The sequence below is a fragment of the Labedella endophytica genome, from assembly GCF_003990045.1.
GTDB lineage: Bacteria > Actinomycetota > Actinomycetes > Actinomycetales > Microbacteriaceae > Labedella > Labedella endophytica.
Window position 1 is genome coordinate 448,536 of the sequence record NZ_RZGZ01000001.1, and the last position, 12,427, is coordinate 460,962.

At 68.8% G+C, this 12,427-nt stretch carries 10 protein-coding genes and 1 tRNA gene; 6 read left to right on the forward strand and 5 right to left on the reverse strand.

What is annotated here, in order from left to right:
• Positions 1-10 precede the first annotated feature (10 nt).
• Together ELQ94_RS02190 and ELQ94_RS02195 are read left to right on the forward strand one after the other, a co-directional pair.
• Positions 11-883, forward strand: coding sequence for a universal stress protein (locus ELQ94_RS02190; RefSeq protein ID WP_127046702.1), 873 nt, complete (start codon positions 11-13; stop codon positions 881-883).
• A 5-nt stretch (positions 884-888) separates the two neighbouring features.
• Positions 889-2,424: an APC family permease gene (locus ELQ94_RS02195; protein ID WP_127046704.1), complete on the forward strand. Its 1,536-nt coding sequence runs from the start codon at positions 889-891 to the stop codon at positions 2,422-2,424.
• 260 nt (positions 2,425-2,684) lie between these two features.
• Here ELQ94_RS02195 and ELQ94_RS02200 read toward each other — a convergent pair whose 3' ends face one another.
• The 3 genes from ELQ94_RS02200 to ELQ94_RS02210 form a co-directional block, all read right to left on the reverse strand.
• Positions 2,685-3,506: a DUF1206 domain-containing protein gene (locus tag ELQ94_RS02200; protein WP_127046706.1), complete on the reverse strand. Its 822-nt coding sequence runs from the start codon at positions 3,504-3,506 to the stop codon at positions 2,685-2,687.
• A complete protein-coding gene (locus ELQ94_RS02205; protein ID WP_127046708.1) occupies positions 3,503-4,240 on the reverse strand; it encodes a phosphatase PAP2 family protein in 738 nt (245 codons plus the stop codon). The genes ELQ94_RS02200 and ELQ94_RS02205 overlap by 4 nt, the downstream gene beginning before the upstream one ends.
• A 134-nt stretch (positions 4,241-4,374) precedes the next feature.
• The gene (locus ELQ94_RS02210) at positions 4,375-7,758 is read right to left on the reverse strand and encodes a PKD domain-containing protein (protein WP_127046710.1); all 3,384 of its coding nucleotides are present in this window, start codon (positions 7,756-7,758) and stop codon (positions 4,375-4,377) included.
• A gap of 228 nt (positions 7,759-7,986) precedes the next feature.
• Between ELQ94_RS02210 and ELQ94_RS02215 the strand changes: the two genes are divergently transcribed.
• On the forward strand, positions 7,987-8,340 hold the full coding sequence (locus ELQ94_RS02215; RefSeq protein WP_127046712.1) for a hypothetical protein: 354 nt from the start codon (positions 7,987-7,989) through the stop codon (positions 8,338-8,340).
• Here ELQ94_RS02215 and ELQ94_RS02220 read toward each other — a convergent pair.
• Together ELQ94_RS02220 and ELQ94_RS02225 are read right to left on the reverse strand one after the other, a co-directional pair.
• Positions 8,337-8,825, reverse strand: a complete 489-nt coding sequence (locus ELQ94_RS02220) for a YajQ family cyclic di-GMP-binding protein (RefSeq protein WP_127046715.1) — start codon at positions 8,823-8,825, stop codon at positions 8,337-8,339. The two genes, ELQ94_RS02215 and ELQ94_RS02220, sit on opposite strands and share 4 nt — an antisense overlap.
• Before the next feature lie 70 nt (positions 8,826-8,895).
• A complete protein-coding gene (locus ELQ94_RS02225) occupies positions 8,896-10,191 on the reverse strand; it encodes a GNAT family N-acetyltransferase (RefSeq protein ID WP_127046717.1) in 1,296 nt (431 codons plus the stop codon).
• A 60-nt stretch (positions 10,192-10,251) separates the two neighbouring features.
• Between ELQ94_RS02225 and ELQ94_RS02230 the strand changes: the two genes are divergently transcribed.
• The 3 genes from ELQ94_RS02230 to ELQ94_RS02240 all read left to right on the forward strand — a co-directional run bounded on the left by ELQ94_RS02230 (position 10,252) and on the right by ELQ94_RS02240 (position 12,381).
• Positions 10,252-11,184: a carbohydrate kinase family protein gene (locus ELQ94_RS02230; RefSeq protein WP_243696820.1), complete on the forward strand. Its 933-nt coding sequence runs from the start codon at positions 10,252-10,254 to the stop codon at positions 11,182-11,184.
• 178 nt (positions 11,185-11,362) lie between these two features.
• Positions 11,363-11,444 (forward strand) — tRNA-Tyr (locus tag ELQ94_RS02235).
• Positions 11,445-11,580: 136 nt separating this feature from the next.
• Positions 11,581-12,381 (forward strand): inositol monophosphatase family protein, encoded by an 801-nt coding sequence (locus ELQ94_RS02240; protein WP_127046719.1) that lies wholly within the window; start codon positions 11,581-11,583, stop codon positions 12,379-12,381.
• Positions 12,382-12,427: the final 46 nt, after the last annotated feature.

A 12,427-nucleotide genomic window follows, 5' to 3' on the forward strand; every position in this document is an offset into this window, starting at 1 on the left:
AGAAGGAACAATGAGGTTCATCGTCGGTTACACCGATACGCCCGCGGGCAAGGACGCGCTCGCGCTCGGCGTGCGGCTCGCTCGCGCCCGCGGCGCGCGGCTCGAGATCGTTCTCGTCCTCGCGAGTGAGAGCCGTGCGACCCTCGTACCCGCGGCTCCGTCCTACGACCGGCACGTGCGCGAGCTCGCCGAGAGTTGGCTCGCCGGAGCGGCGGCGCGTGTGCCCGACGGTGTGGACGCCGACACCCACGTCGTCTACGCCGAGTCCCTCGCCGAGGGGCTGCTCGACACGTCGAAGCGCCTCGAGGGTTCCATGATCGTGGTGGGAGGCGCGAGCAACGGCCTCCGTCACCGCTACACGATCGGCTCGGTGCCCCGCGCGCTCCTCCACTCGGCCGTCGTGCCCGTCGCCCTCGCTCCACGCGGGATCCGGAAGCTCGAGACGAGCGGCATCACGCGCGTGACGTGCGCGATCGGGAGGCGTCCGGGCGCCGATCGACTCCTCGATGCCGCGGTCGCCGCCGCGTCGAGTGCGCGGGTACCTCTCCGGCTCCTCTCGCTCGTGGCGGTGGACCTACCCGCCGACGCCTCGGACGAGGCGCTCGCCGCGGCGGAGGAGCACGCGACGACCGTGCTCGATTACGCGACCCGCCATCTTCCCGAGGGGATCGACGCCGATGTCGTCATCGCCTCCGGCTCGCGCGTCCAGGACGCCGTCGCCTCGGTGTCGTGGGACCCGGAGGAGGTCGTCTTCGTGGGCTCGTCCCGCCTGGCCGCGTCCGGCCACCTGTTCCTCGGCACCACCGCGGCGAAAATGCTGCGCGAACTCCCCGTGCCGATGATCGTGGTTCCCCGCGACTCGGTGATCACGATCGAAGGGTGACGACGATGTCCACTCAGCAGCAGTCGTCGGGTCTGTCGAAGAAGGGGCTCGGCGCGGGAACGGTCGGCCTCATCGGCGCGATCGTCATCGGTATCTCGTGTATCGCTCCGGCGTACACGATGACGGCCGCCCTGGGCGGCACGACCTCGGTCGTCGGCCTCCAGGTGCCCGCGATCATCCTCGTGGGATTCATCCCCATGCTCCTCGTCGCGTTCGGCTATCGCGAACTCAACAACGTGATGTCGGACAGTGGGACGTCGTTCACCTGGGCGACCCGCGCCTTCGGTCCGTACATCGGCTGGATGGCCGGATGGGGGCTCATCGCCGCGACGATCCTCGTCCTGTCCAACCTCGCGGGTATCGCCGTCGATTTCCTGTTCCTGCTGATCTCGCAGATCACGGGGGCCCCCGACATCGCCGGCATCGCGACGAACCCGTTCGTCAACGTCGTCACGTGTCTCGCATTCATGTTCGCGGCGACGTGGGTGTCGTACCGCGACATGCAGACGACGCAGAAGATCCAGTACGTGCTCGTGGGCTTCCAGGTCGTCGTCCTCGTACTCTTCGCGATCGCCGCCCTGGTGCACGTCGCGAACGGTACGGCCTACGACGCGACGCCCATCGAGCTGTCGTGGTTCAATCCGTTCGCGGTCGAGTCCTTCAGCTCGTTCGCCGCCGGCCTCTCCCTCTCGATCTTCATCTTCTGGGGCTGGGACGTCACGCTCACGATGAACGAGGAGACGAAGGGCGCGAAGACCCCGGGTCGTGCCGCGACCATCACCGTGGGTGTCATCGTCGTGCTCTACCTCCTCCTCGCGGTCGCCCTCACGAGCTTCGCGGGAGTGGGCACGGGGGAGTTCGGACTCGGGAACGAGGAGATCCAGGACAACGTCTTCTTCCACCTCGCCGGCCCGATCCTCGGTCCGCTCGCCGTGCTCGTGTCCATCGCGGTGCTCTCGAGCTCGGCGGCGTCGCTGCAGTCGACGTTCGTCTCGCCTGCGCGCACCCTTCTCGCGATGGGCCACTACGGTGCTCTCCCGGAGCGTTTCGCGCAGGTGCACCCGCGGTTCTTCACGCCGGGCTTCGCGACGATCGTCGCGAGCGTCGCGGCCTCCGCGTTCTACGCGGTCATGAGGTTCGTGAGCGAGAACGTGCTGTGGGACACGATCACCGCGCTCGGCATGATGATCTGCTTCTACTACGGCATCACGGCGTTCTCGGCGGTCTGGTACTTCCGCACGCAGTGGTTCCGTTCCGTGCGGAACGTCTTCTTCCAGCTGCTCTTCCCGCTCGTCGGCGGTGTCGTGCTCGCCGTGCTCTTCGTGACGACGATCATCGACAGCATGGCGCCCGAGTACGGCTCGGGGTCGAACATCGGGGGAGTCGGACTCGTCTTCATCCTCGGTGTCACCGTCATCGGACTCGGTTTCGTCATCATGATCGTGCAGCGCGTCGTGCGCCCGGCCTTCTTCCGCGGCGAGACGATCACCGTCGGGAAGTCCGACGGACGCGAGGACGCGGCGGTCGAGCTCGCGGAATAGGAGGAGTAGGAGGCCCCGGCCCGCCGGGTCTCAGCGGACGCTGGACGGGCCGGACCGGGCCGGGCCTCGCTCGCTCGGGATCCGGCTGAGCGGGGAGAAGATCTCGGGTGGTCGCGAATCGTCGCGTCCTCACCCGCGACGCGACGTTCTGCGTCCACCCGGCGACGTGGAGGATCTCGGGTGGTCGCGAATCGTCGCCTCCGTACTCGCGGGGCGACGATTCGCAACCACTTCAGCAGGTGAGCGGCGAGCGGAGCGCCTCACATGGTCGAGTAGCGGGCGCGCGCGAAGCAGAACACGCCGTAGAGTGCGAGGCCGACGCCCACGACCCAGAGGATGATCTGGCCGAAGGGCAGCTCCGTGAGCGACCGGAGGGCGGCGTCGAGGCCCCCGGCGGCTTCCGGGTCGTGTGTGACCGCGGCCACGATGAAGAGGATGCCCGCGACGCCGATCGCGATGCCCTTCGCGACGTAGCCGGCGACGCCGAGCGCGACGACGGCCTTCCGCACCGAGCCCCCGGGAACGGCGAGGTGCTTCATGAACTTCTGTCCGATTCCCCGCACGATGAACGCGACGCCGACGGCCGCGACGCCGAGCCCCAGGACCACGAGGAGGACGACGCCCGCCGGGACGGCCAGGATCTGCGCGCTCAGCGACTGGGACGAATCGGACGACTCCGAGCTCCCGCCGCTCGCGAACACGAACGCCGTCGATGCGATGGCGATGTACGCCACGGCGGTGCCGAGATACTTCGCCCGGTGGGCCCACTTCTTCTTGTCGTCGGGGTTGCGCTCGAGGAAGGCCTCGGCGATCTGCCAGATCGCGAGCGCCGCGAGCCCGACGACGATCGCCCACAGGAGGAAGACCCCGGCCGGCGACTGCTGGATCTGGGCGAGCGCACCGCCCTGGTCGGCTTCACCCCCGCCACTGCCCTGGGAGATCGAGATGGCGATCGCGCCGATCAGGAAGTGCAGGACGCCGAGGACGACGTAGCCCACGCGAGCGAGGACCTCGAAGGCTTTCGAGTTCTGCGCCTTTCGGGCGGCCCCGGACGGGGAGGCGTTCGAGGAGGTGGTGTTCATGCGCCGGTGGGCCTTTCGGTGGGGGTGTCGGTCGTGAGGGGATCGGTCGTCGTGAGGTCTGTCGATCGCGCGGCGCGACGATCGCGCACTGCTTCGACCACGCACCAGACGAGGGTCGCCACGACGACGCCCTCGAGCATGCCCGCGATCACGTCGCTCAACCAGTGCGCGCGAAGGTAGGTCCGGCTCCACATCATGAGGATCACCCAGAGGGAGCCGAGGGCCCAGACGTACCCGTGACGGAGGAGCAGCCCGAGGACGACGGCGGCCGTCGTGGCGACGGCCGTGTGGCCGGAGGGGAACGACGTCGCCACACTCTCGGCGAGGGAGCTCTCGGGACGTGCGCGGGCGATGATCGCCGCCATCGGCGCTCCGATCGCGACCACGGCGACCATGGCGGCCGCGAGCGTCACCGCGTCCCACGGGCGTCTCCGCCAGAGGAACAGGAGGATGATCACGAGCCCGACGATGATCATGCCGAGGGTGCCTCCGACGATGCCCGGGATCCACGCGAGGGCGATGAGCGGATCGTTCACCGACGCGAGCATGAGATCGCGCCACCACACGTCGATCGGGAGCGGGCGGTGGCCACCGGACGCCACGACGAGCCGGAGGGCGACGAACGCCACGATGGCGGCGATCCCCACGAGGAGGGCGACGGAGCGCCGAGCATCGGGCTCGATCGAGCGGGGGAGCGGGAGCGGCTCTCGGGGAGCGCGCTCGGTTGCTGTCATCCCGCGAGCCTAGACGGATCGGCGGGATGGACGGGGCCGTTGACGAGACGGCACGACGTGCTCGACGCCGAAGACGAAGGGGGTGGTCCATCGACCCCACGGCCGATGGACCACCCCCTCGGGGTGTCGCTGCCCTACTCCGGTTGCACGACTCGGAAGTCGTCGAAGGCGACCGTCGTCAGGGGATTCGACGCGGCGGAGTACACCTTGAGGCCGACGGATCCGGCGGTCTGGAGTGCCGCTGTCGAGTCGGTCGCGGTCGCGTGCCACTCTGCGGGCTCCGCGACCGAGGTGGACCAGGCCTTCGCGTTCAACGACGTGGTCCCGGTTCCGAGGACCTGGAGCCTCAGGGTCACCGTTTCACCCGCGGTATAGCCGCCGACGCCGACCGTCTTCCCGAGCTGCGTGCCGCCCTGGAATAACTGCACCTGGAGCCTGCCGTCCGGTTGGACGACCGCCCGAGCGGAGTACGACGACGACCCCACCTGCCGTCCGACGACCGAGACGTACTGCGCCCCGATCGCCTCCTCCGCGATCGTGAAGGACACGGTCGTGTCGGTGGCAGCGGCGGAGACCTCGGGGAGCATCATCGATCGGGTAGCGCCGGGCGGCGTCGCGATGACTCCGCTGAGACCGTCCGCGGACACGTCGGCCGCGCGTCCTCCCACGGTCCACGGCCCGCCCAGCTCGGCGCCTCCCCACCCGTTCGAGCTCGATCGGTCGAACGAATCGGCAGCGATCGTGGTGGGACCGGCTTCGACGGTCACGATGGCGGACGTCGTATCCGAGCCGCCGCGGTCGTCCGTCACCGTCACCGTCACGGTGTACGCACCAGCGGCCGCGTAGGTGTGGGACGCTGTCGCACCCGTCCCGCTCGCGCCGTCGCCGAAGTCCCAGGCGTAGGACGCGATGCTGCCATCGGCGTCCGTCGATCCGCTCGCGTCGACCGATGCGGCCAGAGCGTTCGTGGTGCTCGTGAACGCCGCCGTCGGCAGGGCATTGGCCGGGGCGATGCGCGCGTCGTAGTGACGTTCGATCGTCGCGGGGTCGAGGGCCCGCTGGTAGATGCCCACGTTGTCGATCTGGCCGGCGAAGAAGTTGCTCGACGGCTTACCCGCACGATTCCCGAGGGCCTGGGCTCCGACGATCCAGTGGGCATTCTTGCCTTGGTACCGGTATGCGTACGTGGCGTCGCTCCGTGTGGCGACCCGTTCGCCGTCGATGTAGAGCGCGAGACCGTCCGGGCCGAGGGTGTTGACGACGTGGTGCCACTCGCCGTCGTTGTACGACTTCTGGGAGGCGAGTTCCTTGAGCGTCCCGTCATAATTCGCGGAACGGACCCGTCCGGCGTTGTCCATGTAGACCTGCCGATCGATGCTCCCACCGGTCGAACGCGCGCCGCCCATCCCGATGAGCAGTCCGCCCTTCTTCGTCGTCGTCGAGAACCACAGCTCGGACGAATACACCTGCGGCGGGGTCTCAGCGGTCCACGTCGCGGCCCACGCGGTCGTGCCGTTGAGGGCATACGACCGGCTGGTCTCGAGTCCTTCGATGCCGTCACCGCGAGCCCCCACGGTCCGCAGGGAGTTGCTCCCGGCCCAGTCGTTACCGACTGCGCCCGTCTCATTGAGGGGGAAGTAGGTGGACGGTTGGTCCTGCAGCACGGTCTTGTCGTACGACGTCCACTCATTCGTCGACGCGGTACCGCCCGTGGTGTGCGACACGGGGTCGCTCATCGTCGCGTTGCCACGAGGGTCCACCGTGCGGATCTGGTAGGTGTAGGTCTCGCCGGGCGTCAGACCGTAATCCACGCCGCGCAGCGTCTCGATACGCGCACCCGGGAGGTGCATCGTGGTCTTCCCTGTGCCCTTACGCCACTTCCAGAAGTCGGAGTCCCACCTGACGGTGAAGACGGGCTTGTCGACGTTTCCGTTGCGGATCACCTCGTAGCGGAGGGCTCGATCGTCCCAGTCGTAGTTGATGCCCCATTCGAGCTTGGCGGCGTTGCCACCCCAGGCCGTCACCGTCGGATTCATCTCGGAACCCGCGAGCTGCGGACCGACCTCGTTCGGTGCCTCCGCGCGTGGGGCGAACCGGGCGAGGCCCTCCTGACCCCTCCCGTTGAGGGTCGAGAACTCGCCACCGTAGAGCACATAGCCGTCGGCGGCGGTGATGTCCCACGGTCCCTGCAGGGTCTTCGGCCCGGCATTGAAGTTGGGGTACCAATGGAGGACGCTCGGCGCGGGATTCCCCGCGTAGTTGAGGTATCCGGCGTCTTCCTTCCGGACCTTCTGCGTCGTCGCGGTGGTGAAGGCGAGGGCGCGGTACCAACCGGCCGGTGGCACGTAGTCGCCGAAGCTGTTCAGATTGCCGCAATCGTGCGCGTGGCTGGCCGTGTAGACGATGTCTCCGACCGCGACGGCGTCATAGGAGTCGCCGTGGCAATCGGCGAGCCATCCGGACGACGCGAGGTCGCCATCGCTCCACCGAGCCTTGAAGACGCCCTCGAAGAGCCCCGGTCCCATGCTGCCGTAGACGTACCCGCCATCGGAGGACAGGGAGTAGACCGCGAAGTCATGGCGGTCCGACGGGACTCGCTTCTTCAGATCGCGCTGCGGGATCGTGGAGTTGATCTTCCACGGAAGGGTGGTCTTGCCGGTGGTCGCGTCGACCGCTCCCATAAGACTTCCGGGGTTCAGCGACCCGTTGAGCGTCTGAAAATTACCGCCGAGCACGATCTTGTCCTGTGACGGCGAGATCACCATCGACAGCACGGCGAGCTTCCCCTTCCCCCCGATCTTGGTCATGTTCGGAGCCCACGGAAGCAACGTGGCGTCGGATGCGGCGAAGGCCGCGGCGGCCGTGCGAGCGGTGGCAACGACTCCCGTCTGTTGCGCGGCACTCGTGAAGGCACCGCCGGCGAACAGGGTGTCGTTCGTCGCGACGAGGGTCTCGACGCGCGTGTTCACGAGGGGGCGGAAGTTCGAGACGAGCTTCTCGGACGGGAGGTCGAAGGCGGCGATCCGATAGCGCGTCTGATCGTCGACCTTCGTGAAGTAGCCGCCCATGTAGAGCCGCTTGCCATCGGGCGATGCCGCGAGCGTCTCGACGGCCGCGTTGACGACCGGCGCGAACGGGAGGAGCTCACCGGTGTCGAGGTCGTAGGCCAGCACGTTCGACCGAGGCGACTCGTCGACACCCCGCTTCGCCGTGAACGGTCGCGCGCTCGTGAACTCTCCCCCGACGTACACGGTGCGGCCGATGACCACCTGGTCCCACACGACACCGTCGACCTGAGGCACAGGGAGCGATTCCGCCGAGACGGTCTCCGGTCCGGTGGTGGTCGCATTGGCACTCGGATCGGCACCGGCAGCCTGTGCGCCGGTGGTGCTGAGGCCGACGGGAGTGAGCGCCCCCGCCGTCAACGCCATCGTGACCGCCACGGTCGACAGGAGCCGTCGCCATCGGCGCTGGTGCGTCGTCACGTCGCCCCCCGGCGACCTGATCTCTGAATTCATCCTCTTTCTCGTTTCCCTGCCCGGCTGAACGGTGCGGACAGACCCCCGGTGGTGCGAATGTGATTGATCCTCACAATCGCCTCACCGTACGGTGAAACGGCCCGGTGGCGGCCGGACTTATCCACATCCCCCCGTTCGCGGGTGGGGTGTGTAGTAGGCGGTCAGGCGCGCTCGCGTGCCCCGTCCGGGCGCTGCCGTTCGACGTGGGCGGCGCGATAGCGTGTGCGCATGATCGGCGACGAGGTGGAGGAGGAGGACGAGCGTGCGCCGGTCCCCGGACTCACGCGAGCGTCGCTCGCCCTGAGCGCGCTCGGCATCGTGGTGACCATCGCTGCCTACGTCGGCGTGGTCGCCGGTCTCTCCGGGTCGGCCGGTCTCGGAGTCGTCGGCCTGTTCCCGCTCGGCGCCATCGCCGCCGGCGGGTGCGCGATCCTCGCGTTCGTCCTCGCCGTCGCGGCGATCGTGCGAGCGCGCGGCTTCGGCAACGCCGACTCCGCGACGCACGCGGCGCTGCTGCTCTCCGTCCTGCTGGCTGCTCCCGTGGTCATCGTCGGAGCGCCGATGATCGCGGGAGGCGTCTAGCGGAAGTTGACGAACTGCAGGTCGATGTCGAGGTCCTTGCCCTTGAGGAGCGCGATCGTCTCCTGGAGGTCGTCGCGGCTCTTCGACTGGACGCGGAGCTCATCGCCCTGGATCTGGCTCTTGACGCTCTTCGGCGCCTCGTCGCGGATGATCTTGCCGATCTTCTTCGCGTTCTCGGAGGAGATGCCGTCCTTGAGCGTGGCCTCCACGCGGTACTCCTTGCCGCTCGCGTACGGCTCGCCGGCCTCGAGGCTCTTGAGCGAGATGCCGCGCTTGATGAGCTTCGACTGGAGCACGTCGAGGACGGCCTTCACGCGTTCCTCGGTGTTCGCCTTCATCATGATCTTCTCGCCGCTCCACTCGACCGAGGCGCCGACGCCCTTGAAGTCGTAGCGCTGCTCGATCTCCTTGGATGCCTGGTGGACGGCGTTGTCCGCCTCCATCTTTTCGACCTTGCTGACGACGTCGAACGAAGAATCTGCCATGCGTCCAGTGTACGCAGACGGCCCGGGGCTCATGCGAGTCCCGGGCCGTCCGTTCGTGAGCGTCTGCGTCTCAGAACCAGCTGCTGAGTCGCGGGGCAACGGCGGTGCGGAAGAGGCGGTCGACGGTCTCGACGTCTCCGCTGATCCGACCGGAGGCGGCGAGTCCCGGAGCGGCCGACGCTCCGAGATACAGGGATCCGAGCGAGGAGATGGGCATCGACACGTCGGCCGCGTCCTCCGTTGCGCGCACCTGGGCCGAACCGTCGGCGGCGACGTCGAGCCGGAACCGGCCGCCTGTGAACCCGAGGGAGTCCTCGACGTCGAGCACGATGCTCCCGGAGGACTCGTAGCGTCGCGCCTCGAGCGCCGCGGGGACGTCGAGGATACGGGTCCACAGGTGGTCCTGCACCCCGGTGATCTGCGCCTGCCGGAGGTCTTTGACGAGCCACGGGAGCGGCTCGTCGACGCCGCGGGTGTTCGCGCGCACCTTCCCCACGAGGTCCATCTCGATCACGTAGCGCCACAGCGCCGCGTTCGCCTCGGGGGTCGTGGAGACGAGCGCGACGATGTCGAGCGTGTGGTCGGTGAAGTCCGACTCGCCGCCGGTGATGACGTAGGTGATGAAGCCCTGCGGGTCGCCGTCCGGGCCGTCGTAGCGCACGAGGCGGTACCGCTCGGCGTCCGTCGTTCCCTCGAGAGGGGCGATCTGGCGCTCGGCGAGGTAGTCGGTGAGACGGATCTCGCCCGCGCGGGCCTCGTTCTGGCGCACCAGGAGCTCGCGGCTCGTCTCGCGGAACTCATCGGGAGTGGTGAAGGAGAGCCGGCCCGTCGTCTTCGGACCGATCCACCCGGCGCGGCGGGGAGCGATCGACCACGAGGACGCGAATGTGCTCGGGCCGAAGCCCCATCGACCGTAGATCGTCGACTCGGACACTGTCAGAGCGGCGACGGCGAGGCCGAGGTCTTTGGCCACGCGCAGCTGACCCGGCAGCAGCGCGCTCGCGATGCCGCGTCGGCGGTGCGTGGGGGAGACGGTCACCGAGCTGATCAGCCAGGCGTCGAGCGGGCGGGGTCCGGGGACGGTCAGCGGGGCGGCCCATGAGCTCACCGTGCCGACGATCCCGGCGGACGCGGGGATCGCGTCGTCGTGCACGGCGGTCAGGCGGCGGTGCGCGAGCAGCTCGCGCTCCTGCGCGAGGGCGGCGGCGGACGGCTGCTTGGCGTGGAAACCCCGGGCGTCGGCGGACAGCCAGGCGTCGTAGGCCGCGGTGTCGGAGGTGTCGACGAGGGAGAGGCGCAGGCCCGCCTCGCGCAGCTTCGCGGCCGCGGTCTCGTCGATCGGTTGGGAGAGGTACGGCTCGGTCATCCTCCAACGGTAGCCGCATGCCCCTCCGCCCGGCCACGCTCGTCGTGTACATTCCGAACCATGAGCACAGCTGGCCGCGTCGCCGCCGACGCACGCATGGACACCGATCGCGTCGTCGTCATCGGGGACGCCCTCATCGACGAGTTGCGGGACGAGACGGGTACGCGGGAGTTCGTGGGAGGGGCCGCCCTCAATGTGGCCGTCGGTCTCGCCCGGCTCGGCGTGCGTACGACCCTGCTTGCGATGGTCGGCGACGACGAGGACGGGGCGTCGATCCGCGCGTTCCTCGACACCCACGGCGTCGACCTGATCGCCACGGCGTCGCCGCACGGATCGTCGCGGGCCGTGAGCGAGCGGGTGGACGGCGAGCCGCACTACGTCTTCAACACCGCGGCGCAGAATCGCCACATCGATTTCGGTGCGGACGAGCAGGCGGCGATCGACGGTGCCGCGTTCATCGTCGTGAGCTGCTTCCCGTTCGACGACGACGCGCAGACGGCCGAGCTCGAGGCCGCGATCGGCGACGGGTCTCGATTCGTGGTGGATCCCAACCCGCGTGAGGCGATGATGGCCGATCGCGAGCGTTTCGAGCGCAATGCCCTCCGGCTCTCCGGTCGTGCCCTCCTTGTGAAAGTAGGGGACGACGACGCCCCGTTCCTCGGCGCCGTGGGACTCGACGATCTCGTCCCCGACCTCACGGCACGCGGGGCGCGGATCGTGCTCGCGACCGAGGGTCGTGCGGGGGCCCGCATCATCGACGGCGGCGTCACGGTGTCGAGCGGGATCGCGTCGCTCCCCGGAGCGGTCGTCGACACCATGGGCGCCGGGGACGCGTCGCTCGCCTCCCTCGTCTCGGACATCGTCCGGCTCGGCCGGCCCGTCGATGCAGCCGGGTGGTCGACCCTGCTCGATCGCGCGATGCTCGTGGCCGCCGCGACGTGCCGATCGGAGGGCGCTCTGCTGCAGACACCGGACGGATTCACGGCCCTCTGACGCGTTCCTCCGCGATGTGCGGACTTCCGTCGTCCGTCACGCCGAACAGGGGACGAAAGTCCGCACGTGCGCGACAGGGGAAAGGGGAGGCCGGCGGATTTCGCAGCCCCGCAGCCGGGATGTAGTATTTCCTGCGGCGCGTTCGGTTGGCTGATCAAGTTCGGTCGGAAGCGCATCTGGCGAGTTACCCAAGCGGCCAAAGGGATCTGACTGTAAATCAGACTGCTCAGCATTCGGGGGTTCGAATCCCTCACTCGCCACGGATCTGCTCACGCGGATCGACGTACATCTCTACAGAGGGCCCGGTCATCGACCGGGCCCTCTGTACATCCGGCGCTGGTCCGTCGAGGGCGATGCCCTGCAGGGAACGAGCGCCACGACGCGAGGGAGACGACGATGACCGGACTGCTGGAGCTCAGGGACCTCGCGGTGACGATCGCTCGGGAGGCCGGGGAGCTCGCGGCCCGGCGCCGGGCGGAGGGCGTCTCGATCGCCGCCTCGAAGTCGTCGCTCGAGGATGTCGTGACGGAGGCGGACCGCGAGGTCGAGGACCTCATCCGTTCGCGCCTCGGCGAGCTGCGTCCGGACGACGCGTTCCTCGGCGAGGAGTCGGGCGCCGAAGGAGGCTCGAGCGGCCTCACCTGGGTCGTCGACCCGATCGACGGCACCGTCAACTACCTCTACGGGATCCCGGACTACTGCGTGAGCATCGCCGTGGTGGAGGGGGAGCCCGAGCCGAGCTCGTGGACCGCGCTCGCCGGAGCCGTCTTCGCCCCAGCGAAGGGCGAACTCTTCACCGCCGCGGCCGGTCACGGCGCATTCCGGGGCGACGAGCGACTTGCCGTCAACACGGGAATGTCGCCCGCGCTCGCTCTCGTCGGCACCGGTTTCGGCTACTCCGCCGAGAAGCGCGTTCGCCAGGCCGCGGTCGTCGGGTCCCTCATCGCCGAGGTACGGGACATCCGGCGCATCGGCGCCGCCGCTCTCGACCTCTGCGCCGTCGCGTGCGGTCGGATCGACGCCTACTACGAGTCCGGACTGAACCCGTGGGACCAGGCGGCCGGGGTCCTCATCGCCCAGGAAGCGGGGGCTCGCGTGGAGGGACGCGGCGGCGCGCCCGCCGATCGCGAGTTCACGATCGCCGCGGCCCCCGAGATTTTCGGTTTTCTCCACGATCGTGTCGCGAACGCACAGTGAACAACGCGAAACAGTGGTTCATCAGGATTTCCATAGCTGCATAGCG